Origin of the sequence: Streptomyces sp. MAR4 CNX-425, from assembly GCF_048656465.1 — a bacterium.
Classification (GTDB): domain Bacteria; phylum Actinomycetota; class Actinomycetes; order Streptomycetales; family Streptomycetaceae; genus Streptomyces.
In genome coordinates this window covers 61,753-87,173 of record NZ_JBMDLF010000005.1, presented here as the reverse complement: position 1 = coordinate 87,173, position 25,421 = coordinate 61,753, and the positions used below count along the sequence as shown (strand labels likewise).

The 25,421-nt window shown below is 75.9% G+C and carries 2 protein-coding genes and 1 pseudogene; all 3 read left to right on the top strand.

Annotation, left to right across the window (positions count from 1 at the left end):
* Positions 1 to 50: 50 nt before the first annotated feature.
* Positions 51 to 10,811, top strand: a complete 10,761-nt coding sequence (locus tag ACHZ99_RS15995) for a type I polyketide synthase (protein WP_420305270.1) — start codon at positions 51 to 53, stop codon at positions 10,809 to 10,811.
* A gap of 61 nt (positions 10,812 to 10,872) precedes the next feature.
* Positions 10,873 to 17,457, top strand: coding sequence for a type I polyketide synthase (locus ACHZ99_RS15990; RefSeq protein WP_420305656.1), 6,585 nt, complete (start codon positions 10,873 to 10,875; stop codon positions 17,455 to 17,457).
* Positions 17,454 to 25,274, top strand: a pseudogene (locus tag ACHZ99_RS15985) (type I polyketide synthase); the annotation flags it as partial. The gene ACHZ99_RS15990 and the pseudogene ACHZ99_RS15985, both read left to right, overlap by 4 nt.
* Between the last annotated feature and the right edge of the window lie 147 nt (positions 25,275 to 25,421).

Below are 25,421 nucleotides of genomic sequence, written 5' to 3'. Positions count from 1 at the left end.
GCCGCCCCCGGCCCTACGGCCGGGCCACCGCACGACGTGAAGGACGCGCCATGGCCGAGGACGTAGCCAAGCTCCGGGACTACCTCAAGCGGGTCACCGTGGACTTGCGCAAGGCCCGCCGACGCCTCCAGGAGGTCGAGGACCGGGCCGCCGAGCCGATCGCGGTCATCGGCATGGCCTGCCGCTTCCCGGGCGGCGTCGCGTCCCCCGACGACCTGTGGCGCCTGCTCGTCGAGGAGCGCGACGCGGTCGGCCCGTTCCCCACCGACCGCGGCTGGGACCTGGAACGCCTCTTCGGCCCCGGCCCGGGCGGTACGACGGCGGTGCGGGAGGGCGGCTTCCTCGACGACGTCGCCGGCTTCGACGCGGAGTTCTTCGGCATCGCGCCGCGCGAGGCGCTGGCGATGGAGCCGCAGCAGCGGCTGCTGCTGGAGACCGCGTGGGCCGCGCTGGAGGGCGCCGGCATCGACCCGTCGCAGGTGGAGGAGGCGAAGGGCGGGGTCTTCGTCGGGCGGAACTACCACGAGTACGGTGCCCCGCTGGAGTACGCGCCGGGGTCGGTCGAAGGGCACCTCGTCACCGGCTCGGTGGCGAGCGTGGCGTCGGGCCGGATCGCGTACAGCATCGGCCTGTCGGGTCCGGCCGTCACGGTCGACACCGCCTGTTCCACGTCCCTCGTGACGCTGCACCTCGCGGCGCAGTCGCTGCGCTCCGGCGAGAGCGACCTCGCGCTCGCGGGCGGGGCGACGGTGATGTACACGCCGGGCACGTTCGTGGAGTTCGGCAGGCAGGGCGCGCTCGCGGCGGACGGGCGGTGCAAGGCGTTCGCGGCCGGCTCGGACGGCATGGGGATGGCGGAGGGCGTGGGCGTCCTCGCCCTGGAGCGGCTGTCGGACGCGCGGCGCAACGGACACCGGGTGCTGGCCGTCGTACGCGGCACGGCCGTCAACCAGGACGGCGCCAGCAACGGCCTCACCGCGCCCAGCGGCCCGGCCCAGCAGCAGGTCATCTGGGCGGCGCTGGACAGCGCGGGCCTGGCGCCGGGGGACGTGGACGCGGTGGAGGCCCACGGCACGGGGACGGAGCTGGGCGACCCGATCGAGGGGCGGGCGCTGCTGGCGACGTACGGGCAGGGGCGGGCGGCTGATCGGCCGTTGTGGCTGGGGTCGGTCAAATCCAACATCGGGCACGCGCAGGCCGCGGCGGGGGTCGCGGGGATCATCAAGATGATCCAGGCGATGCGGCACGGGGAACTGCCGAGGACGTTGCACGCGGCGGAGCCGACGCCGCACGTCGACTGGGAGTCGGGCGCGGTGCGGCTGCTGACCGAGCGGCGGCCGTGGCCGGAGGTGGACAGGCCGCGGCGGGCGGGGGTGTCGTCGTTCGGGATCAGCGGCACGAACGCGCACGTGATTCTGGAACAGGCCCCGGAGGCACCGGTCGAGGCGGTCGAGGCGGCGGTGGCGGGTACGGGTGCCGTGCTGTGGCCGCTGTCGGCGAAGTCGTCGGCGGCGCTGGCCGCGCAGGGCGCGCGGCTGGCGGCGCACCTGGAGCGTCACCCGGGGGTGGATCCGGCGGATGTCGCGTTCACGCTGGCCGCGTCCCGGTCGGGGCACCGGCACCGTGCGGTGGTGCTCGATTCCGACCCGGCGGCGTTGGCGGCGCTGGCCGAGGGCGGCGCGCATCCGAACCTGGTCACCGGCCCGGAGACCGTGCCTGTGGCGGGGAAGGTGGCGTATCTGTTCACGGGGCAGGGGAGTCAGTTTCCGGGGATGGGCCGGGAGTTGTACGAAGCCTTCCCGGCCTTTGCCGAGGCGTGGGACGAGGTCGTCGCGGCCTTGGACCCGCATCTCGATCGCCCGTTGCGCGAGGTCGTGGGAGGCGAGGCGCTGGGGCAAACGCGCTATGCGCAGCCTGCGCTGTTCGCTCTCGAAGTGGCTCTGTTCCGTTTGTTGGAGGGGTGGGGTGTCACGCCGGATTGGCTGGCGGGGCATTCGGTGGGGGAGATAGCGGCGGCGCATTGCGCGGGTGTTCTTGATCTCGCGGATGCCGCGCTGCTGGTCACCACCCGGGCCAGGCTCATGCAGGAGATGCCGGACACCGGCGTCATGGTCTCCCTACGGGCCTCCGAGGAAGAGGTCACGCCGCTTCTGACCGAGGGCGTGACGATCGCCGCTGTCAACAGCCCGACCACCACCGTGATCTCGGGTGACGCGGAGGCGGCGCGGGTGGTCGCGGAGGAGTTCCGGTCGCGTGAGCTGCATGTCAGTCATGCGTTCCACTCGCCGCACATGGACGGGATGCTGGATCCGTTTCGCGAGGTCGTACGGACCCTGACTTTCCACCCGCCGCGGATTCCGCTGACGACGGACGCCGAACGCCTCACCGACCCGGAGTACTGGGTCCGCCAGGTCCGTGAGCCGGTCCGCTTCGCGGCCGCCGTCGAGACTCTCCGCACCGCCGGGGTGACGACGTACGTGGAGGCCGGGCCGGATGCCGCGCTCACCACTCTGGCCACCGAATGCCTCGGCGACACCCCCAGCTTGACCGTCCCTCTCCAGCGCCGTACCCGCGACCAGCGCCACACCCTCCTCACCGCCCTGGCCACCCTCCACACCCACCACGCCACCACCCCCACCTGGCCCGACCTCCTCCCCACGGCCCGCCTCACCGACCTCCCCACCTACCCCTTCCAGCACAAGGACTACTGGCTCCCGCCCTTCACCCCCGGCACCGCCCTCCCCGGCAGCGACGCGCACCCGTTCGTCGAGACCGTCACCCGCCCCGCGGACGGCGACCGGCTCGTCCTCACCGGCCGCCTCTCCCTCCGCACCCATCCCTGGCTCGCCGACCACGCCGTGTCCGGCGCCGTCCTCCTCCCCGGCACCGCGTACGTCGAGCTGGCGCTCGCCGCGGGCGCGCGCCTCGGCGACGAGGCGTCGGCCGTCGAGGAGTTGACGCTGCACGCGCCGCTGGTGCTGCCGGAGGCCGGGGCCGTGGAGGTTCAGGTGCTGGTGGCGGAGGCCGACGCGGAGGGGCGGCGGGAGGTACGCATCCACGCGCGCCCCGACTCCGCGGGCGTGGCGGCCCCCGGCCCCTGGACGGAGCACGCCTCCGGCCGCCTCGCCGCCCTCCCTCCCGTTCCCGTGACCGCTCGCCCCGACTTTTCCGCCTGGCCGCCGCCCGGGGCCGAGCCGGTTGCGGTGGACGGGCTGTATCCGCGGCTGGCGGCCCTCGGCCTGTCCTACGGGCCGGCGTTCACCGGCGTACGGGCCGCGTGGCGGCGCGGCGACGAGGTGTTCGCGGAGGTGGCGCTCCCCGAGGCGGCCGCCGCCGACGCCGAGCGCTTCGGCATTCACCCGGCGCTGCTCGACGCCGCCCTGCACGGCATCGGGCTCGGCCTCGGGGCGGGCCGGGAGCCGGAGCGGGCGGGGCTGCCGTTCTCCTTCGGCGGCGTGCACCTGACCGCGGTCGCCGCTTCCGCGGTACGGGTGCGGCTGGCCCCGGCCGGGCCGGACGCCGTGTCGGTGGCGGTCGCCGACGGGCTCGGGCAGCCGGTCGCGTCCGTGGAGGCCCTGGTGACCCGGCCGTTCGACGCGGGCCGGCTCGGGCGCCCGGCGGCGGACTCGCTGTACCGGCTGGACTGGACCCCGGTGGCGGCGGACGCGGCCGCACCGGACGCGGACGTACCGGCTACGGACGTACCGGACGCGGACGACATCGCCGAGATCACCGACATCGCGGACGTCGCCGCGCTGCCCGAGCTGCCCCCGACCGTCGTCCTCCCCTTCCCCGCCGCACCCGACGCGACCGCAGCGCTCCACCGCGCCCTCGACGTCGTACGCACCTGGCTGGCCGACGACCGCGCGGCGGCCGCCGGTTCGCGGCTCGCGGTGCTGACGCGCCGCGCCGTCGCCGCCGGCCCCGGCGACGTACCCGACCTGGCCACCGCCCCCGTCTGGGGGCTGCTGCGGTCGGCGCAGGCAGAGGCGCCGGGACGGTTCGTCGTGGTCGATGTGGACGACGACGCGGAGGGCTCGGTCCGTACCGTACGGCGGGCCCTCGCCTGCGGTGAGCCGCAGCTCGCCCTCCGCGCGGGCCGCCTCTCCGCGCCCCGCCTGGTACGGCACCGGCCCTCCGCCCCCGCCGAGCCGCCCACCGGCACGCCGTCCGGCCCGCGGTGGCGGTCCGACGGCACCGTGCTGGTCACCGGCGGCACCGGCACCCTCGCCGGGCTCGTCGCCACCCACCTCGTCGCCGAGCACGGCGTACGCCACCTCCTGCTCGCCGGCCGCACCGGCCCGGCCGCCCCCGGCGCCGCCGCGCTGCGCGCCGAACTCACCGCCCTCGGCGCCACCGTCACCGTCGCCGCCTGCGACGTCGCCGACCGCGCCGCCGTCGCCCGGCTCCTCGACGGCATCCCCGCCGACCACCCGCTGACCGCCGTCGTCCACCTGGCGGGCGTCGTCGAGGACGGGCTGCTCACCGGGCTCGCACCCGAGCAGCTCGACCGCGTCCTCGCCCCCAAGGTGACGGGCGCGCTCAACCTCCACGAGCTGACCCACGCGCGCGAACTCCCCCTCGACGCCTTCGTCCTCTTCTCCTCCGCCGCCTCCGTCCTCGGCGGCGCCGGGCAGGGCGCGTACGCGGGCGCGAACGCCTTCCTCGACGCCCTCGCCCGGCACCGGCGGGCGAACGGGCTGCCGGCGGTGTCCCTCGGCTGGGGGCTGTGGGAGTCCGCCTCCGGCATGACCGCCGGGCTGGGGGCGGCGGACCGGGCGCGGATGGCGCGCTCCGGGGTCGCGCCGCTGGGTGACGCGGAGGCGCTGGCGCTGTTCGACGCGGCGTGCGCCGCGGCCGCCGCCGGGCCGGGCCCGGCGCCGGAGGCGCCCGCCGAGCCGGTGCTGCTGCCCGTACGGCTCGACCCGGCCGCGCTCGCCGACGCGGGCGGCGCGCTGTCGCCCGTGCTGCGGGGGCTGGTCCGTACGCCCGGCAGGCGGGCGGCTCCGGCCGCGGCGGGCGGGGCGGCGGCACCGGAACTGCGGGAGCGGCTCGCCGCCCTGCCCGCTGCGGAGCGTGCGGCGGCGGCGCTGGACCTGGTGCGTACGCAGACCGCGACCGTGCTCGGACACGAGTCGCCGGGATCGGTGCCGGAGACGCAGGCGTTCCGGGACCTCGGCTTCGACTCGCTGATGGCCGTCGAGCTGCGCAACGGCCTCGCACGCGAGACGGGCCTGCGGCTGCCCGCGACCCTGGTCTTCGACTACCCCAACCCGACGGCGCTGGCGGGCTTCCTGCTCACCGGGTTCGGGCTGGGCGCGGAGGCGGGGGCCGGTGCCGCGTCTGCGGTCGCGACCGCGGCGGTGGCGGCGGACGACGATCCGATCGCGATCGTCGGCATGGCCTGCCGCTACCCGGGCGGCGTCGGCTCGCCGGAGGAACTGTGGGAGCTGGTCGCGGCGGGCCGCGACGCGATCTCGGAGTTCCCGGCCGACCGGGGCTGGGACCCGGAGGAGCTGTACGACCCGGACCCCGACCGGGCCGGGCGGTCGTCGGTGTGGTCCGGCGGCTTCCTGCACGGGGCGGCGGACTTCGACCCGGGGTTCTTCGGCCTGTCGCCGCGGGAGGCGCTGGCGATGGACCCGCAGCAGCGGCTGCTGCTGGAGACGACCTGGGAGGCGTTCGAACGGGCCGGAATCGACCCGGAGTCGGCGCGCGGCAGCCGGACCGGCGTGTTCACCGGCCTGATGTACCACGACTACGCGGCCCGGGTGAGCCGGCCGCCGGCGGACCTGGAGCCGTACCTGGGCAACGGCAGCGCGGGCAGCGTGGCGACGGGTCGGGTGGCGTACACGTTCGGGCTGGAGGGCCCGGCGGTGACGGTGGACACGGCGTGTTCGTCGTCGCTGGTCGCGCTGCACCTGGCGGCGCAGTCGATACGCGCGGGCGAGTGCGAGCGGGCGCTCGCGGGCGGGGTGACCGTGATGTCGGCGCTCCAGGCGTTCATCGAGTTCAGCCGCCAGCGGGCGCTGGCGCCGGACGGCCGGTGCAAGTCGTTCGCGGCGGCGGCGGACGGCACGGGCTGGGCCGAGGGCGTCGGCGTGCTGGTCCTGGAACGGCTGTCGGTGGCGCGGGCCAAGGGGCGCCGGGTGCTGGCGGTGGTGCGGGGCACGGCGGTGAACCAGGACGGCGCGAGTAACGGGCTGACGGCGCCGAACGGGCCGTCGCAGCAGCGGGTGATCCGGGCGGCGTTGGAGAACGCGGGGCTGGGTCCGGGGGATGTCGACGTGGTGGAGGCGCATGGCACGGGCACGACGCTGGGCGACCCCATTGAGGCGGAGGCGCTGCTGGCTGCGTACGGGCAGGGGCGGGCGGCCGATCGGCCGTTGTGGCTGGGGTCGGTGAAGTCGAACATCGGGCATGCGCAGGCGGCGGCGGGGGTCGCGGGGATCATCAAGATGGTCGAGGCGATGCGGCACGGGGAGCTTCCTGCGACGTTGCATGTGGATGAGCCGACGCCGCATGTGGAGTGGGGCGCCGGTGGTGTGGCGCTGTTGACGGAGGCGCGGGCATGGCCGGAGGTGGAGCGGCCGCGCAGGGCGGCGGTGTCGTCCTTCGGGGTGAGCGGCACGAACGCGCACGTGATCCTGGAGCAGGCCGACGAGCCCCAGCCCTCACCCCCGGCGACGTCGGGGGTCGTCTCCTGGCCGCTGAGCGGCCACACGCCCGCGGCGCTACGAGCCCAGGCAGCCCGGCTGCACACGCATCTGGCCGACCACCCGGACGTGCCGACCGCCGGTATCGCCGACGCGCTGAGCACCCGGGCCCGTTTCGGGCACCGCGCGGTGGTGGTGGGTGCTGAGCGGGGGGAGTTGGTTGCGGGCCTGGCGGCGTTGGGTGCGGGGGTGCCGCACGAGGGTGTGGTGCTGGGTGAGGTGGTGCCGGGGAAGACGGTGTTCGTCTTTCCGGGGCAGGGGTCGCAGTGGGTGCGGATGGGGGCGCGGCTCCTCGATGAATCGCCGGTGTTCGCCCGGGCGCTGGGCGAGTGCGCCGAGGCGCTGGCTCCGCACACCGGTTTCGATCTGCTTGAGGTTCTGTCCAGCGATGAGCCTTCGGTGCTGGAGCCGGTGGAGGTGGTGCAGCCCGCGCTGTGGGCGGTGATGGTGGCCTTGACGCGTTGGTGGGAGCACCACGGCGTACGTCCGGACGCGGTGATCGGACACTCCCAGGGCGAGATCGCCGCCGCGCACATCGCGGGCGCGTTGAGCCTTCAGGACGCGGCACGGATCGTGGCGCAGCGTTCGCAGGCGTTGACCGCGCTCGCGGGGACCGGCGGGATGCTGTCGGTCGCGCTGGACGAGGACGCTGCGGACGGACTTCTCGACGCCTGCGGTGTCGCCGCCGAGGTGTCCATCGCCGCGTACAACGGGCCCGCATCTGTGGTCGTCGCAGGGCCAGCGGTCGCGTTGGACACGGTGGAGAAGCACTGCGTACGCAACGACATCCGGCACCGCCGGGTGCCCGTGACGTACGCCTCCCACACCCCCCTGGTCCAGCCTCTCGAAGCGGACCTCGCGGCGCGGCTTGAGGGCATCGAGCCGCGGGCCGCCAGCATTCCGTTCTACTCCACCGTCACCGCCTCGCCGGTCGACACCACCTCCCTCACGGCCGACTACTGGTTCACCAACCTGCGTTCGCCCGTCCGCTTCCACCAGACCGTGCAGGCGCTCCTCGCCGACGGCTTCGGCCACTTCCTCGAACCCAGCCCCCACCCGGGCCTGCTGACCGCCGTCGAAGACACCATCGACACCACCGACACCGACGCCGTCACCCACGCCACCCTCCACCGCAACGACGACACCCCCCACCGCCTCGCGCACGCACGCGCCCACGCACACGCCCACGGGCTTGCCCTCACCACCTCCGCCCCGCCCTCCGCCGCCCACCTGCCCGACCTCCCCACCTACCCCTTCCAGCACCAGCACCTCTGGCTCGACGCCACCCCCATCACCGCTACCGAGCCCGCATCCCACCCCCTCGTCGGCCCGCCCGTCGAACGCGCCGACGACGACGGCCTCCTCCTCACCGGCCGGATCTCCCTCCGCACCCACCCCTGGCTCGCCGACCACGCCGTCGCCGGCACCGTCGTCCTCCCCGGGACCGCGCTCCTCGAACTCGCCCTGCACGCGGGCCGCCTCGCCGGATGCACCCACCTGGACGAACTCGCCCTGACCACGCCCGTCTCCGTGCCCGACGACGGCGCCGTCGATCTCCAGGTGACGGTCAGTGGCCCGGCGGAAGACGACCGCCGGACCATCGTCGTCTACGCCCGCCCGCACGACGGTCCGGCCGGGGGCGACCCGTGGTCCAAGCACGCCACCGCCACCGTCCTCCCGCAGCCCCCGGCGGCCGACCCCGCCCCTTCTTCCCCCACCCCCGCCTGGCCACCGGCGGACGCCACCCCCCTCTCCCTCACCTCCCTCTACGCGGACCTCGACGTCTCCGGCCTCACCTACGGGCCCGCCTTCCGGGGGCTCCGCGCTGCCTGGCGCCACGGCGGCGACATCCTCGCCGAGGTCGCCCTCCCCGACCACGCGGGCCACGCCGAGGCGTTCGCCGTGCACCCGGCCCTGCTCGACGCCGCCCTGCACGCGATCGGCCTCGTCGCCGACGCCGACGAAGGCCACACCGGCGGCACCGACGACACCGGCACCCCCCGCCTGCCCTTCACCTTTCAGGGCGCCCGACTCCACCCGCCCGCCACCACCGCCTCCGCCGCCGCCCCCGCCACCCTCCGCGCCCGCCTCACCCCCGTCGCCCCCGACGCGGTCGCGCTGGAGGCCACGTACGGCGACGGCACCCCCGCCGTCTCCGTCTCCCGGCTCACCCTGCGCCCCCTGCCCGTCGCCGAGTTGCGCACCCGCGCGGACTCGCTCTACCGGGTCGAGTGGTCGGCGCCGCCCGCCCACCCCGGCACCCGTACCGCCGCCGCGAGCGACGACGACCTTCCCCTCCTCGTCGTGGAGGACGGCGACTCCGAACCGGCCGACGTACCCGCCGACACCCGCGCCGTCCTCCTCCGCACCCTGCACGCGCTCCAGACCTGGCTGGCCGACGAGCAGAACGCCGACCGCCGCCTGGCCGTCGTCACCCGCAACGCCGTCGCCCTCGGCGACGAGTCGCCGAACCTGCGCCACGCGCCGGTCTGGGGCCTCGTACGTTCCGCGCAGGAGGAGCACCCCGACCGCCTCGTCCTCGTCGACACCGACGACAGCGAGGAGTCGCGGCGCGCCCTCCCCGCCGCCGTCGCCTCCGGTGAGCCGCAGCTCGCCCTCCGGGGCGGTGCGCCGCGCGTCCCCCGTCTCGTACGCGCCCACCCCCGCCCGGACTCCGCCGGCGGCGAGGGGCCGCCGGCCGCCGCGCCCGGGTTCGGCGACGGTACGGTCCTGATCACCGGCGGCACCGGGACGCTCGGCGCACTCGTCGCCCGGCACCTGGTCACCGCGCACGGCGCGACGCGGCTGCTGCTCACCGGCCGCCGCGGATCGGCGGCGCCCGGCGCGGAGGCGCTGGCGGCCGAGTTGACGGAGCTGGGCGCCGATGTCACCGTCGCCGCCTGCGACGCGGCGGACCGGGAGGCGCTGGCCCGCCTGCTCGCGGAGATCCCGGCCGACCGCCCGCTGACCGCTGTCGTCCACGCGGCGGGCACGACGGACGACGGCGTGGTGGACTCGCTCACGCCCGAGGCCGTCGACCGGGTGCTCGCGCCGAAGGCCGCGGGCGCCTGGGCGCTGCACGAGCTGACCCGCGAACTGCCGGGCCCGCCCGTCGCGTTCGTGCTGTTCTCGTCCTTCGCCGGTACCGGCGGCTCCGCCGGCCAGGCGAACTACGCCGCCGCCAACGCCTTCCTCGACGCCCTCGCCCACCACCGGCGCGCGGCAGGACTGCCGGCGACCTCGCTCGCCTGGGGGCTGTGGGAGTCCGCCTCCGGCATCACCGCCGCGCTCGACGCGGCGGACCTGGCGCGGATCGCGCGTACGGGCGTCGCCCCGCTGGCGACCGCCGAGGCCCTGGCGCTCCTCGACGCCGCGCTCACCGCGCCGCCCGCGGACCCGATGCCGCCCGCGCTCGCTCCCGTACGGCTCGTACCGGCCAGGCTGCGCGCCATGGCCGCCGCCGGGGAGCTGCCCGCCCTGCTGCGGCGCCTGGTCCAGACGCCGGCCGCGGCGGCGGCCCCCGCCACCGCCGAAGCGGCGCCCGACCTGGTCGCGCGCCTCGCCGCGCTCCCGGAGGACGAACAGGAAGCCGCCCTGCTGGAGCTGGTACGCGGCCAGGTGGCCGACGTGCTCGGCCACGCCGACCTCACCCAGGTCGAGGCCGAACGCGGCTTCAAGGACCTCGGCTTCGACTCCCTCACCGCGATGGAACTGCGCAACCGCCTCCAGCGCGCCACCGGCACCAGGCTCCGCGCCACCCTCGTGTTCGACTTCCCCGCCCCCGCGGCGGTCGCCGAACACCTGCGGGAACGCCTCGACCTGGGCCCGGCCGACCCCGCGCACGCCCTGCTCGGCGAGCTGGACCGGCTGGAGGAGAGCCTGACCGCGCTCGCCGGGCGCGCCTCCGCCCTCGGCGCCGACCGCGGCCGCATCACCGTACGGCTGCGGAGCCTGCTGACGCGCTGGCACGACGCGGCGCAGGACCCGGGCGCGGGCCCCGGTCCGGACGCGGCGGAGCCGGAGAGCCGCGGCGACCTCGACGCCGCGACGGACGACGACCTGTTCGACCTGGTCGAGAACCTGGGGAACTCCTGACATGGCAGACCGCACCGCCCCCGCACCGGGCGCCGACAACGAAGCCAAGCTCCGCGACTACCTGAAGCGCGCCATCGCCGACGCCCAGGACGCCCGGCAGCGGTTGCGCGAGGCCGAGGACCGGGTGCGCGAGCCGATCGCGATCGTCGGCATGGCCTGCCGCTTCCCGGGCGGCGCCGACACCCCCGAGGGGCTGTGGGAGCTGGTCGCCCGCGGCGGCGACGCCGTCGGCCCGTTCCCCACCGACCGCGGCTGGGACCTCGACGCGCTCTACGACCCGGACCCGGAGCGCAGCGGCACGACGTACACCCGCAGCGGCGGCTTCCTGCCCGACATCGCCGACTTCGACCCCGCCTTCTTCGGCATCTCGCCGCGGGAGGCGCTGGCGATGGACCCGCAGCAGCGGCTGCTGCTGGAGACCGGCTGGGAGGCGTGCGAACGCGCCGGCATCGACCCGGCGTCGCTGCGCGGCAGCGCGACCGGCGTCTACGCCGGCCTGATGTACCACGACTACGGCGCGCGACTGGGAGAACTGCCCGCGGAGCTGGAGGGGTACGTCGGCAGCGGCAGCGCGGGCAGCGTCGCGACGGGTCGGGTGGCGTACACGTTCGGGCTGGAGGGCCCGGCCGTGACGGTGGACACGGCGTGTTCGTCGTCGCTGGTGGCGGTGCACCTGGCGGTGAACGCGCTGCGCCTCGGGGAGTGCGGGCTGGCGCTGGCGGGCGGGGTGTCGGTGATGGCGACGCCGGACACGTTCGTGGAGTTCAGCAGGCAGCGCGGGCTGGCGGTGGACGGCCGGTGCAAGTCGTTCGCGGCGGCGGCCGACGGCGCCGGCTGGGCGGAGGGCGCGGGGCTGCTGCTGCTGGAGCGGCTGTCGGACGCGCGGCGGAACGGGCGGACGGTGCTGGGGGTGGTGCGCGGCTCGGCCGTGAACCAGGACGGCGCGAGCAGCGGGCTGACCGTACCCAACGGGCCGTCGCAGCAGCGCGTCATCCTCGACGCGCTGGTCAACGCCGGGCTGGCCGAGTCGGACGTGGACGCGGTGGAGGCGCACGGTACGGGGACGGAGCTGGGCGATCCGATCGAGGCGGAGGCGCTGCTGGCGACGTACGGGCAGGGGCGGTCGGAGGACCGGCCCTTGTGGCTGGGGTCGGTCAAATCCAACATCGGGCACGCGCAGGCGGCGGCGGGTGTCGCGGGGATCATCAAGATGGTCGAGGCGATGCGGCACGGGGAGCTTCCCGCGACGCTGCACGTGGACGAGCCGACGCCGCATGTGGACTGGGACTTGGGCGCGGTGCGGCTGCTGACGGAGGCGCGGCCGTGGCCGGAGGCGGGTCGGGCGCGTAGGGCGGCGGTGTCGTCGTTCGGGATCAGCGGCACGAACGCGCACGTGATCGTGGAACAGGCCCCGGAGGCCCCCGCCGAGGCGACCGAGGCGGCGGTGGAGGGTACGGGGGCCGTGCTGTGGCCGCTGTCGGGCAGGTCACCGGGCGCGTTGGCCGCGCAGGGCGCGCGGCTGGCGGCGCACCTGGAGCGTCACCCGGGGGTGGACCCGGCGGATGTCGCGTTCACGCTGGCCGCGTCCCGGTCGGGGCATCGGCACCGTGCGGTGGTGCTTGATTCCGATCCGGCGGCGTTGGCGGCGCTGGCCGAGGGCGGTGCGCACCCGAACCTGGTCACCGGCCCGGAGACCGTGCCCGTGGCGGGCAAGGTGGCGTACCTGTTCACCGGCCAGGGGAGTCAGTTCCCGGGCATGGGCCGGGAGTTGTACGAAGCCTTCCCCGCCTTCGCCCAGGCGTGGGACGAGGTCGTCGCGGCCCTGGACCCGCATCTCGATCGCCCGTTGCGCGAGGTCGTGGGAGGCGAGGCGCTGGGGCAAACGCGCTATGCGCAGCCTGCGCTGTTCGCTCTCGAAGTGGCTCTGTTCCGGCTGCTGGAAGGGTGGGGCGTCACACCGGACTGGCTGACGGGGCACTCGGTCGGTGAGATAGCGGCTGCCCACTGCGCGGGTGTGCTCGATCTCGCGGATGCCGCGCTGCTGGTCACCACCCGTGCGCGGCTCATGCAGGAGATGCCCGACACCGGCGTGATGGTGTCGCTGGACGCCACGGAGGAAGAGGTGACGCCGCTTCTGACCGAGGGCGTGACGATCGCCGCCGTTAACAGCCCGACCAGCACCGTGATCTCGGGTGATGCGGAGGCTGCGCGGGTGGTCGCGGAGGGGTTCCGGGCGCGTGAGCTGCATGTCAGTCATGCGTTCCACTCGCCGCACATGGACGGGATGCTGGACCCGTTCCGCGAGGTCGTACGGACCCTGACCTTCCACCCCCCGCGCATCCCCCTCACCACCGACACTGATCGGCTGACGGATCCGGAGTACTGGGTCCGCCAGGTCCGCGAACCGGTCCGCTTCGCCGCCGCCGTCGAGACCCTCCGCACCGCCGGGGTGACGACGTACGTGGAGGCCGGGCCGGACGCCGCGCTCACCACCCTGGCCACCGAATGCCTCGGCGACACCCCCAGCTTGGCCATTCCTCTCCAGCGCCGTACCCGCGACCAGCGCCACACCCTCCTCACCGCACTCGCCACCCTCCACACCCACCACGCCACCACCCCCACCTGGCACTCCCTCCTCCCCACGGCCCACCTCACCGACCTCCCCACCTACCCCTTCCAACGCCAACGCCTCTGGCTCGACGCACCCCCGCCCGCCGCCACCGCCGGCACCCACCCGCTCCTCGGGCCCGCCGTCGAGCTCGCCGAGCGCGACGGGGCGACGGTCTTTTCCGGCCTCCTGTCCCTCCGCACGCACCCCTGGCTGGCCGACCACGCCGTCGGGCAGACCGTGCTCCTCCCCGGTACCGCGTTCCTCGAACTCGCCCTCCACGCCGCCCGGCACACCGGCCGCGCCGCCCTGGACGAACTCGTTCTCACCGCCCCCCTTGCCCTCCCGGCCACCGGCGCCGTCGAGTTGCAGGTCACCGTCGACGGCACCGAGGTCGCCGTCCACTCCCGCCCCGCGGGTGACGACGGCCCTCCCGCGCCGTGGACCCGGCACGCCCACGGCACCGTGACCGAGACCGCCAGTGCCACCGGGACGACCGCGCCCCCGGCGCCCGCCGCGTGGCCGCCGCCCGGCGCCACGCCTGTACCGCTCACCGAGCTGTACGACCGGCTCGGCGCCGCCGGCCTGCGCTACGGTTCCGCCTTCCGGGGGCTGCGCGCCGCCTGGCGGCACGGCGACGAGATCCTCGGCGAGGTTTTTCTCCCCGGCGGCGGCGACACCCCGGACCCCGCGGGCGCCGCCCCCGGCGCCGAGCGCTTCGCGCTCCACCCCGCGCTCTTCGACGCCGCCCTCCACGCCGTCGCCCTCACCGGCGACGCGCAGGACGACACCGGGTATCTCCCCTTCAGCTGGTCGGACGTCCGGCTCCACGGCCCGCACGCCGGCAGCCTTCGGGTACGTATCGTCCCCACCGGCGCCCACGCCGTCGCGCTCGACGCGACCGACCCGGCGACCGGCCGACCCGTCGTCAGCGTGGGGTCCTTGCTGCTCCGCCCGCTGGCCGTGCCGGCCGCCGAGACCGACTCGCTTCACCGGCTCACCTGGGCACCGCTACCCCCCGCCGACGAGACCGGCGAGACGGCCGCCCCCACCTGGGCCGTCCTCGACCCCGCGACGCCCACGCCCGGCCTCGACGACCTCCTCGCCGCGCTGCCCGCCGGCACCCGTGCCGTATCCGCCACCGACCCCGCCGCCCTGCCCGAGCCGCCGGACCTGCTCGTGCTCACCGTCGCCACCGAAGCGACCGACGCCACCGCCGCCACCCCCGTGCCCGCCGCCGCGCACGCCGTCGCGGCCCGTGTGCTGGCGGCGGTCAACGCCTGGCTGGCCGACGACCGGTTCGCCGCCGCCCGCCTGGTCGTCCTCACCCGGCGCGCCGTCGCCGTCGCCGCCGACGAGGACCCGGACCTCGCCGCCGCGACCGTCTGGGGCCTCGTGCGTGCCGCGGCGGCGGAGCACCCCGGGCGGCTGCTCCTCGTCGACACCGACGGCACCGCCGAGTCGCTCGGCGCCCTTCCGGCCGCCGTCGCGAATGCCGTGGACGCCGGTGAACCGCAACTCGCCCTCCGCGCCGGCGAGCCCCTCGCGCCGCGCCTCGCCCGCGCCGCCGCCCCCGCGCTCGTACCGCGCGACGACACCGCGCCCTGGCGCCTCGACGTGACCGAGCCCGGGTCCCTCGACCACCTCGCGCTGCTCCCCGCCCCCGAGGCGGCCGCGCCCCTCGCGCCCGGGCAGGTGCGGCTCTCCGTCCGCGCCGCCGGGCTGAACTTCCGCGACGTGCTGGGCGCCCTCGGCATGTACCCGGGCGAGGTGACCATCGGCGCCGAGGCCGCGGGGGTCGTCGTCGAGACCGCCCCCGACGTGGTCGGTCTGGCGCCCGGGGACCGGGTGTTCGGGATGGTGCGGGGCGCCGCCGGCCCCCTCGCGACGGCCGACCGGCGGCTGCTCGCGCCGATGCCCCCGGACTGGTCCTTCGGGCAGGCCGCCACCGTCCCCGTCGTCTACCTCACCGCCTACTACGGCCTGGTGGACCTCGCCGCCCTCAAGCCGGGCCAGTCGGTGCTGGTGCACGCGGCGGCGGGCGGCGTCGGCACGGCGGCCGTGCAGCTCGCCCGGCATCTGGGTGCCGAGGTGTACGGCACGGCGAGCCCCGGCAAGCAGGCCGCGCTGCGCGCGCTGGGGCTGCCGGCGGACCACGTGGCCTCGTCCCGCACGCTCGACTTCGAGGCCGCCTTCCGCGACACCGCGGGCGGCGGAAGCGCCGCGGGCGGCGGAGTCGACGTCGTACTGAACTCCCTCGCCCACGACTTCGTCGACGCCTCCCTCCGGCTGCTGCGGCCCGGCGGCCGGTTCCTGGAGATGGGCAAGACCGACATCCGGGACGCGGAAGCCGTGCGGGCCGCGTACGACGGCGTGGACTACGCGGCGTACGACCTGATGGAAGCCGGGCCGGAGCGCATCGCCGAGATGCTCGCCGAGGTGCTGGCGCTGTTCGACCGCGGCGCCCTCACGCTGCCGCCGCTGACGGTCTGGGACGTGCGCGCCGCGGACGAGGCGTTCCGCCATCTGAGCCAGGCGAGGCACCGGGGGAAGGTCGCGCTCACCGTGCCGCGGGCGCCGGACCCGGACGGCACGGTGCTGGTCACCGGCGCCACCGGGGCGCTGGGCGGGCTGGTCGCCCGCCACCTCGTCGGCGCGTACGGGATACGCCACCTGCTCCTCGCCGGGCGGCGCGGCGCGGCGGCGCCGGGCATGGCCGAACTCGTCGCGGAGCTGGAGGAGTCGGGCGCCGCGGTGACCGTCGCCGCCTGCGACGTGGCCGACCGGGAGGCGCTGGCCGCGCTGCTCGCCGCCGTGCCCGCGGCGCACCCGCTGACCGGCGTCGTCCACGCGGCGGGTGTGCTGGACGACGGGGTGCTGGCGTCGATGACGCCGGAGCGGCTGCGTACCGCACTCGCGCCGAAGGCGGACGCGGCGTGGGCGCTGCACGAGCTGACGCGGGACGCCGACCTGGCGCTGTTTGCGCTCTTCTCGTCGGCGGCGGGCACGCTGGGCGCGCCGGGGCAGGCCAACTACGCGGCGGCGAACGCCTTCCTCGACGCCCTCGCCCGGCACCGGCGGGCGCGCGGGCTGCCGGCGGTGTCGCTGGCGTGGGGGCTGTGGGACCAGCCGGGCGGGATGAACGCCGGGCTGGGCGAGACGGACCGGGCGCGGCTGGCGCGCGCGGGGTCGGGGGCGCTGTCGGCGGCGGAGGGGCTGCGGCTGTTCGACGCCGCGCTGCGGGGGGCGGAGCCGGTGGTGCTGCCGGTCCGGCTGAACCCGGCGGCGCTGCGGGAGGCGGGCGGCGAGGTGCCGGCGCTGCTGCGCGGGCTGGTGCCCGCGGGGGCGCCGGGCGGCGGTCGGCCCGTACGGGACGGAGCCGGGGCGGGGCCCGGGGCAGGGGCCGGGGCCGGGGCGCCGACCGGGGGCGGGGCACTCGCGCGGCGGCTCGCCGACGCCGCTCTGACCGCGACGGAGCGGCGGGCGGCGGTGCTCGACCTGGTGTGTACGGAGTCGGCGGCGGTCCTCGGGTACGTCGACGCCGGGGCGCTGGCGCCGGACGAGGCGTTCGCGGAGCTGGGGTTCGACTCGCTGACCTCGGTGGAGCTGCGCAACCGGCTGGCGCGGGCGACGGGGCTGCGGCTGCCCGCGGGGCTGCTGTTCGACCGGCCGACGCCGCGGGCGCTGGCGGAGCACGTGGCGGCACTGCTCACACCCACCCCCGAGGAACCGGGCGGCGGCGGGCCGTCGCCGGCCGACGACGCCGCCGTACGCGACGCGCTCGCGCGCCTGACGCCCGCGCGGCTGCGCGAGGCCGGGCTGCTGGACGCGCTGCTCGCGCTGGCGCCGACCGCGCAGCCCGGCGAGACGGACGGCCAGACGGCCAACGGGACGGGCGGCGTGGCGGACGACGACGCGGACGACCTCGACCTTGACTCCCTCGACGCACAAAGCCTGATCGACATGGCCTTGAGCGACTCCGACTCCGACTCCGACTCCGACTCCGATGCCGATTCCGACCCGGGTGATATGCGATGAGCGGCGCGCCGTCCACCGAGAACCTCGTCGAGGCCCTGCGGAAGTCGCTGCGGGAAGGCAAGCAGCTCAAGCGCGAGAACCAGCGCCTCGTCGAGGCCGCGCGCGAGCCGATCGCCATCGTCAGCATGGCCTGCCGCTTCCCCGGCGGCGTCGGCTCGCCGGAGGACCTGTGGGACCTCGTCGCCGCCGGCCGCGACGCCGTCACCGCCTTCCCCACCGACCGCGGCTGGGATCTCGACGCCCTGCACGACCCCGACCCCGACAAGCCCGGCACCTGCTACGTACGCGAGGGCGGGTTCCTCGACGGGGCGGGGGACTTCGACGCCGAGCTGTTCGGGATCTCGCCGCGGGAGGCGCTGGCGATGGACCCGCAGCAGCGGCTGCTGCTGGAGACCAGCTGGGAGGCGTTCGAACGGGCCGGTATCGACCCGGCGTCGGTGCGCGGCAGCGCGACCGGCGTCTTCGTGGGCGGCGTACGGCAGGACTACGGCCCCGCGCTCCACGAGACCGTGCCGGAGGTCGCGGGACACCGGCTGACGGGCATCGCGGCGAGCGTGCAGTCGGGGCGCGTGTCGTACGTCTTCGGGCTCGAAGGCCCCTCGGTGACGGTGGACACCGCGTGCTCGTCGTCCCTCGTCGCGCTGCACCTGGCGGTGAGCGCGCTGCGCGCCGGGGAGTGCGAGACGGCGCTGGTGGGCGGCGTGGCGGTGATGACGAGCCCGGGCGTCTTCGTGGAGTTCAGCCGGCAGCGGGGGCTGGCGCCGGACGGCCGGTGCAAGTCGTTCTCGGCGGCGGCGGACGGCACGGGATGGGCCGAGGGCGTCGGCGTGCTGGCCCTGGAGCGGCTGTCGGACGCGCGGCGGAACGGCCGGACGGTGCTGGCGGTCGTACGGGGCACGGCCGTGAACCAGGACGGCGCGAGCAACGGGCTGACGGCGCCGAACGGGCCGTCCCAGCAGCGCGTCATCCGGGCGGCACTGGAGAACGCGGGCCTGGGCCCGGGGGACGTCGACGCCGTCGAGGCGCACGGCACGGGCACCCCGCTCGGCGACCCGATCGAGGCCGAGGCGCTGCTGGAGACGTACGGGCAGGGGCGGGCGGCGGACCGGCCGCTGTGGCTGGGGTCCGTCAAGTCGAACATCGGGCACGCGCAGGCCGCGGCGGGGGTCGCGGGGATCATCAAGATGGTCGAGGCGATGCGGCACGGGGAGCTTCCCGCGACGCTGCACGTCGACGAGCCGTCGCCGCACGTCGACCTGTCGGCGGGCACGCTCGCGCTGCTGACGGACGCGCGGGCGTGGCCGGAGGCGGGCCGGGCGCGCAGGGCGGGGGTGTCGTCGTTCGGGATCAGCGGCACGAACGCCCACGTGGTGCTGGAACAGGCCCCGGCGGACGCGTCGGCGCCGGACCCGGTGCCGTCGCCCGAGCGCGGGGCGCTGCTGCCGATCCCGCTGTCGGGCAAGTCCGACGCCGCGCTACGGGCCCAGGCGGCCCGGCTCCTGGAACACGTCGAGAAGCGGCCGGACGAACCGGACCTCGCCTCCCTGGCCCGCTCACTGGCCACGACGCGGGCGACGCTCGACCACCGCGCGGTGGTCATGGCCGAGGACCGGGACGCGCTGGTGCGGCAGCTGCGGGAGGTGGCGGACGGCGAGTCCGAGCGGCCGGGGCACGTCGCGTCGGCGCGGGATCTCACGGCGTTTCTGTTCACGGGGCAGGGGAGTCAGTTCCCGGGGATGGGCCGGGAGTTGTACGAAGCCTTCCCGGCCTTCGCCGAGGCGTGGGACGAGGTCGTGGCAGCCCTGGACCCGCATCTCGATCGCCCGCTGCGCGAGGTCGTGGAAGGGGAAGCGCTGGGGCAAACGCGTTACGCCCAGCCCGCGCTGTTCGCTCTCGAAGTCGCTCTGTTCCGGTTGCTGGAGGGGTGGGGTGTCACACCGGACTGGCTGGCGGGGCATTCGGTCGGTGAGATAGCGGCGGCGCACTGCGCCGGTGTTCTTGATCTCGCGGATGCCGCGCTGCTGGTCGCCACCCGGGCGCGGCTCATGCAGGAGATGCCGGACACCGGCGTCATGATCTCCCTACGGGCTTCTGAGGAAGAGGTCACGCCGCTTCTGACCGAAGGCGTGACGATCGCCGCCCTCAACGGTCCGACCACCACGGTCATTTCCGGGGATGCGGAGGCTGCGCGGGCTGTCGCGGAGGGGTTCCGTTCGCGTGAGCTGCATGTCAGTCATGCGTTCCACTCGCCGCACATGGACGGGATGCTGGACCCGTTCCGCGAGGTCGTACGGACGCTGACCTTCCACCCCCCGCGGATTCCGCTGACGACGGACACCGAACGCCTCACCGACACGGAGTACTGGGTCCGTCAGGTCAGGGAACCGGTCCGCTTCTCCGACGCCGTCGCCGCGCTGCGCACCGCAGGCGTGACCACCTACGTGGAGACCGGGCCGGACGCCGCCCTCACCACCCTCGCCACCGAGTGCCTGGCCGACACCGACACCCCGTACCTGACCGTCCCCCTCCAGCGCCGTACCCGCGACCAGCGCCACACCCTCCTCACCGCTCTGGCCACCCTCCACACCCACCACGCCGCCACCCCCCACTGGCCCACACTCCTCCCCGCGGCCCGCCTCACCGACCTCCCCACCTACCCCTTCCAGCACCACCACCACTGGCTCACCTCGCCCGCCACCCCCGCCGACGTCTCCCACGCCGGCCTCGGCCCCACCGCGCACCCCCTCCTCGGCGCCGTCGTCGAACTCGCCGACGCCACCGCCGACGGCCTCGTCCTCACCGGCCGCCTCTCCCTCGCCACCCACCCCTGGCTCGCCGACCACGCCGTGTCCGGCACCGTCCTCCTCCCCGGCACCGCGCTGGTCGAGCTGGCGCTGCACGCCGCGCAGCAGCTCGGCGGCGGCCACGTCGACGAGCTGACCCTCGCCGTCCCCCTGCGCGTCCCGGCGACCGGCGCGCTCGACATCCAGGTCGCCGTGGGCGCGGGTGACGGCGACGACCGCCGGCCCGTCAGCGTCCACTCCCGCCCGGCCGCCGACGCCGAAGCCCACCCCGCGCCGTGGACCTGCCACGCCGAGGGGACCCTCGGCCGCACCCCCGAACCCGATCCCGACCCCGGCACCGCGCCCGCCGTCTGGCCGCCGGCCGGCGCCCGCGCCGTAGAGCTGACCGGCTCGTATCAAGCCCTGGCCGAGCGCGGCTACCGCTACGGGCCCACCTTCCGCGGCCTCCGGCGCCTCTGGCGCGCGGCCGACGGCGACGAGCTGTACGCCGAAGTCGCCCTCCCCGACGACGCCTTCGCCGACGCCGACGCCTTCGGCGTCCACCCGGCGCTCTTCGACGCCGCCCTGCACGCCCTCGTCCTCGCCGCCCCGCCCGGCGCGGACGACGCGGCCGTGCGCCTCCCCTTCGCCTGGTCGGGCGTACGTCTCCACGCCACCGGCGCCACCACCCTGCGCGTACGCCTCACGCCCGCCGGAACCGACGCCGTCGCCCTCCACGCCGCCGACCCCGCCGGACAGCCGGTCGTCTCCGCGGCACGGCTGACGCTGCGCGCCGTCGCCCCCGAGGCGGGGTCGACGGCCGGGGCGGCGGCCGGGGTGGGCGACATGCTGTTCCGTACGGAGTGGGTCCCGCTGCCCGGCGCTCCGCGGGCGGAGCCGGGCCGCTGGGCGGCGCTGCGCACCGCGCCGTGGGCCGGTTTCGACGGGCCCGTCTTCCCCGGTCTCGACGAGCTCTCCGCCGCCGTGGCGGAGGGCCGGGCCGCACCGCCCGACGCGGTCTTCACGCCCCTCGCCGCCGGCGACCGGGACCCCGAGGCGGCGGCGACCGTGCACGCGGCCTGCGCGGACGCCCTGGCCCTCGTCCGGTCCTGGGCGGCGGAGGACGGTCTCGCCGACGCCCGGCTCGTGCTGGTGTCGGCCGGGGGCGCGGTGCCGGAGCTGGTACGGGCGCCGGTTCAGGCGCTCGTACGGGTCGCGGCGTCGGAGCACCCGGGCCGGTTCGTACTGCTGGACCTGGACTCCGCCTCGGACCTGGGCCATGTCGCCGCGGCACTGGCGACCGGCGAGCCGCACCTGGCGCTGCGGGACGGACAACTCACCGCCCCCCGCCTGACCCGCCACCGCCCCGCCCCGGACCCCGACCCCGGCTCCGCACCCGGGCCCGACTCCGACTCCGCCTCCGACGCCGACCGCCCGCCGGCCGACTGGGCCGCCGACCCCGACGGCACCGTCCTCGTCACCGGCACCGGCACCCTCGCCGGCCTGATCGCCCGGCACCTCCTCACCCACCACCGCGTACGCCACCTCCGCCTCGTCTCCCGGCAGGGTGACCGCGCCCCCCACGCCGCCCGCCTCCGCGACGACCTGACCGCCCTGGCCGTCGACGCCACCGTCACCCTCACCGCCTGCGACCTCACCGACCCCGACGCCACCCGCGCGCTGATCGACGGCATCGACCCCGCCCACCCTCTCCGCGCTGTCGTCCACACCGCCGGCGTCCTCGACGACGCGCTGATCACCGACCTCACGGCGGAACGCCTGCACACCGTCCTCGCCCCCAAAGTCGACGCCGCCCTCAACCTCCACCGGGCCACCGCCGGGCTCCCGGACGTGTCGTTCGTCCTCTTCTCCTCCACGACCGCCGCCCTCGGCACCCCGGGCCAGGCCAACTACGCCGCCGCCAACGCGTTCCTCGACGCGCTGGCCCACCACCGGCCCCGTACCCGCTCGATCGCCTGGGGCCTGTGGGCCGAGACCAGCGGCCTCACCGCCCACCTGACGGCCGACGACCTCGCGCGGATGGCCCGCAACGGCCTGCTCCAGCTGGAGACCCCGCAGGCCCTCGCCCTCTTCGACGCCGCGACCCGCGACCCGGCGCCGGCCCTCGCCGCCGTACGGTTCGATCCCCCCGCCCTGCGCGCCCGCGCCGCCGACGCGACGCTGCCCCCACCGCTGCGCGCCCTCGTCCCCGCCACCGCCGCCCCGCGCCGCGCCTCCCGGGCCCCCGGCGACGCGGCGGGCGGGCGACTCGCCGACCGGCTCGCCGGACTCGGCCCGAAAGAACGCGAAGAAGCCCTGCTCGACCTCGTCGCGCGTGAGGTGGCCGCCGTGCTCGGCCACCCGCGCCACACCCCGGTCGAGCCCACCCGCGGCTTCAAGGACCTCGGCTTCGACTCGCTCACCGCCGTGCAGCTGCGCAACCGCCTCGCCGACACGGCCGGCCTGCGCCTTCCCCCCACCCTGATCTTCGACTACCCCGACCCCCGCGCCCTCGCCGACCACCTCGGCACCCGACTCCTCGGCGACCGCGCCGAGTCCGAGTCCGCGCCCGCCGCACCACCGCCCACCGCGGACGTCGAGGACGACCCCGTCGCCATCGTCGGCATGGCCTGCCGCTACCCCGGCGGCGTCACCTCGCCCGAGGAGCTGTGGCAGCTCGTCGCCACGGGCCGGGACGCGATCAGCGGCTTCCCCACCAATCGCGGCTGGGGCCTCCACACCCTCTTCCACCCCGACCCCGACCACCCCGGCACCAGCTACGCGCGACACGGCGGCTTCCTGCACGACGCCGGCGCCTTCGACGCCGACTTCTTCGGCATCTCGCCGCGCGAGGCCCTCGCCATGGACCCGCAGCAGCGGTTGCTGCTGGAGACGAGCTGGGAGGCGTTCGAGCGCGCGGGCATCGACCCGGGGGCGGTGCGGGGCAGAGCGACCGGTGTGTTCACGGGCCTGATGTACCACGACTACGCGGCCTGGCTCCCGGAGCTGCCGGACGAGGTCGCGGGCTACGTGGGCACGGGCAACACCGGCAGCGTGGCGTCGGGGCGGGTGTCGTACGCGTTCGGGCTGGAGGGGCCGGCGGTGACGGTGGACACGGCGTGTTCGTCGTCGCTGGTGGCGTTGCACTTGGCGGCGCAGTCGTTGCGTTCGGGCGAGTGTGAGATGGCGCTGGCGGGTGGCGTGACGGTGATGGCGAGTCCGGGGACGTTCGTGGAGTTCAGCCGCCAGCGTGGGCTGGCGGCGGATGGCCGGTGCAAGTCGTTCGCGGCGGGGGCGGACGGTACGGGGTGGGCCGAGGGTGTCGGGGTGCTGGTGGTCGAGCGGCTGTCGGCGGCCCGGCGGCACGGTCATCGGGTGCTGGCGGTCGTGCGGGGCACGGCGGTGAACCAGGACGGGGCGAGCAACGGGCTCACGGCGCCGAACGGGCCGTCCCAGCAGCGCGTCATCCGCGCCGCTCTGGACAGCGCCCGCCTCACGCCGGGGGACGTGGACGCGGTGGAGGCACACGGTACGGGGACGGAGCTGGGCGACCCGATCGAGGCGGAGGCGCTGCTGTCCACGTATGGGCGCGACCGCTCGGAGGATCGGCCGTTGTGGCTGGGGTCCGTCAAGTCGAACATCGGGCACGCGCAGGCGGCGGCCGGGGTCGCGGGGATCATCAAGATGGTCGAGGCGATGCGGCACGGGGAGCTTCCCGCGACGCTGCACGTGGACGAGCCGACCCCGCACGTGGACTGGGAGTCGGGCGCGGTCCGGCTGCTGACCGAACGGCGGCCGTGGCCGGAGGTGGACAGGCCGCGGCGGGCAGCGATCTCGTCGTTCGGGATCAGCGGCACGAACGCGCACGTGATCCTGGAACACGCCGCGGAGGCCCCGGACGACCGGGCCCCGTCGCGTCCCTCGGCACTGCTGTGGCCGCTGTCCGGCCGGTCGCCGGCCGCGCTGACGGCCCAGGCCGCGGGCCTCGTACGCCACCTGGAGGCGCAGCCCGAACTCCACTCGGCCGACGTCGCGTACACGCTGGCGACGGCACGGGCCGACCACCAACACCGTGCGGTGGTGCTCGATTCCGATCCGGCGGCGTTGGCGGCGCTGGCCGGGGGCGGCGCGCACCCGAACCTGGTCGTGGGCCCGGAGGCCGTGCCGGTGGCGGGGAAGGTGGCGTACCTGTTCACGGGGCAGGGGAGTCAGTTTCCGGGGATGGGCCGGGAGTTGTACGAAGCCTTCCCGGCCTTTGCCGAGGCGTGGGACGAGGTCGTCGCGGCCTTGGACCCGCATCTCGATCGCCCGTTGCGCGAGGTCGTGGGAGGCGAGGCGCTGGGGCAAACGCGCTATGCGCAGCCTGCGCTGTTCGCTCTCGAAGTGGCTCTGTTCCGTTTGTTGGAGGGGTGGGGTGTCACGCCGGATTGGCTGGCGGGGCATTCGGTGGGGGAGATAGCGGCGGCGCATTGCGCGGGTGTTCTTGATCTCGCGGATGCCGCGCTGCTGGTCACCACCCGGGCCAGGCTCATGCAGGAGATGCCGGACACCGGCGTCATGGTCTCCCTACGGGCCTCCGAGGAAGAGGTCACGCCGCTTCTGACCGAGGGCGTGACGATCGCCGCTGTCAACAGCCCGACCACCACCGTGATCTCGGGTGACGCGGAGGCGGCGCGGGTGGTCGCGGAGGAGTTCCGGTCGCGTGAGCTGCATGTCAGTCATGCGTTCCACTCGCCGCACATGGACGGGATGCTGGATCCGTTTCGCGAGGTCGTACGGACCCTGACCTTCCACCCGCCCCGTATCCCCCTCACCACCGACACCGACCGGCTGACGGATCCGGAGTACTGGGTCCGCCAGGTCCGTGAACCGGTCCGTTTCGCCGCCGCCGTCGAGACCCTCCGCACCGCCGGCGTCACCACATACGTGGAGGCCGGGCCGGACGCCGCGCTCACCACCCTGGCCACCGAATGCCTGGGCGACACCGAGACCCCCGCCTTGACGGTTCCTCTCCAGCGCCGTACCCGCGACCAGCGCCACACCCTCCTCACCGCCCTCGCCACCCTCCACACCCACCACGCCACCACCCCCACCTGGCCCGACCTCCTCCCCACGGCCCGACCTCACCGACCTCCCCACCTACCCCTTCCAGCACCACCACCACTGGCTCACCCCGCCCGA